Genomic DNA, 1717 nt, shown 5'->3' with positions numbered 1-1717 from the left:
TCTTTGCCTGGCGGCGTCCTACTCTCGCAGGGGCAATGCCCCAACTACCATGGGCGCTGGAAAGCTTAACTGCTGTGTTCGGCATGGGAACAGGTGTGACCTTTCCGCTATTGCCACCAGACAATGTTTTAAATTGAAGGATGTACCTTCAAAACTAGATAAGAGGGTAGAGACATCAAAGGTGTTTTCATGTTTGTGCAGTCCAGCTCCGCGGGCTAGATGCTCGCGTCATAAGTCACTCTCCTACAAGCCCAAAGTTCGGGGCTTTACGGAGATTGTCTTATGCGTGTCGCATCTGGGCAAGCCCGCTGCGCTTTCTATTTTTATAGTTAAGTCCTCGATCGATTAGTATCCGTCAGCTGCACGTGTCACCACGCTTCCACCTCGGACCTATCAACCTCATCGTCTCTGAGGGATCTTACTCATTTAAAATGATGGGAAGTCTCATCTAGAGGGGGGCTTCATGCTTAGATGCTTTCAGCACTTATCCCTTCCACACGTAGCTACCCAGCTATGCTCCTGGCGGAACAACTGGTACACCAGCGGTGTGTCCATCCCGGTCCTCTCGTACTAAGGACAGCTCCTCTCAAACTTCCAACGCCCACGACGGATAGGGACCGAACTGTCTCACGACGTTCTGAACCCAGCTCGCGTACCGCTTTAATGGGCGAACAGCCCAACCCTTGGGACCGACTACAGCCCCAGGATGCGATGAGCCGACATCGAGGTGCCAAACCTCCCCGTCGATGTGGACTCTTGGGGGAGATAAGCCTGTTATCCCCGGGGTAGCTTTTATCCGTTGAGCGACGGCCCTTCCATACGGCACCGCCGGATCACTAAGCCCGACTTTCGTCCCTGCTCGACTTGTAGGTCTCGCAGTCAAGCTCCCTTCTGCCTTTACACTCTGCGAATGATTTCCAACCATTCTGAGGGAACCTTTGGGCGCCTCCGTTACTCTTTAGGAGGCGACCGCCCCAGTCAAACTGCCCACCTGACACTGTCTCCGGACCGGATCACGGTCCTGGGTTAGAATGTCCGTACAGCCAGGGTGGTATCCCACCGACGCCTCCACCGAAGCTAGCGCTCCGGCTTCTAAGGCTCCCACCTATCCTGTACAAGCTGTACCAACATGCAATATCAGGCTACAGTAAAGCTCCACGGGGTCTTTCCGTCCTGTCGCGGGTAATGCGCATCTTCACGCATAGTATAATTTCACCGGGTCTCTCGTTGAGACAGTGCCCAAGTCGTTGCACCTTTCGTGCGGGTCGGAACTTACCCGACAAGGAATTTCGCTACCTTAGGACCGTTATAGTTACGGCCGCCGTTTACTGGGGCTTCGGTTCAACGCTTCGCCTTGCGGCTAACGCGTCCCCTTAACCTTCCAGCACCGGGCAGGTGTCAGCCCCTATACTTCGCCTTACGGCTTCGCAGAGACCTGTGTTTTTGCTAAACAGTCGCTTGGGCCTTTTCACTGCGGCTTCTCGCAAAAGAAGCACCCCTTCTCCCGAAGTTACGGGGTCATTTTGCCGAGTTCCTTAACGAGAGTTCTCCCGCTCACCTTAGGATTCTCTCCTCGCCTACCTGTGTCGGTTTGCGGTACGGGCACCTCTTTCCTCACTAGAGGCTTTTCTTGGCAGTATGAAATCCGGAGCTTCGGTACTTATGTTCCCTCCCCGTCACAGCTTGAGATTGTTGGACGGATTTGCCTATTCCAACT

General features: G+C 54.1%; 1 rRNA gene and 2 other annotated features. The gene reads right to left on the bottom strand.

The annotated features are described in order from the left end of the window. Positions 1–5: 5 nt before the first annotated feature. Positions 6–121: ribosomal RNA gene (gene rrf, locus CZ434_RS21665) — 5S ribosomal RNA — on the bottom strand. Positions 122–337: 216 nt separating this feature from the next. Continuing rightward, positions 338–1207, bottom strand: a sequence feature (23S ribosomal RNA rRNA prediction is too short). Between the two features lie 9 nt (positions 1208–1216). After that, positions 1217–1553: a sequence feature (23S ribosomal RNA rRNA prediction is too short), on the bottom strand. Positions 1554–1717: the final 164 nt, after the last annotated feature.

The organism is Sediminibacillus massiliensis (genome assembly GCF_900156915.1).
GTDB lineage: Bacteria > Bacillota > Bacilli > Bacillales > Amphibacillaceae > Sediminibacillus_A > Sediminibacillus_A massiliensis.
Note: the sequence above shows the minus strand (reverse complement) of the source record. Positions and strands in the feature narration are given on the sequence as shown.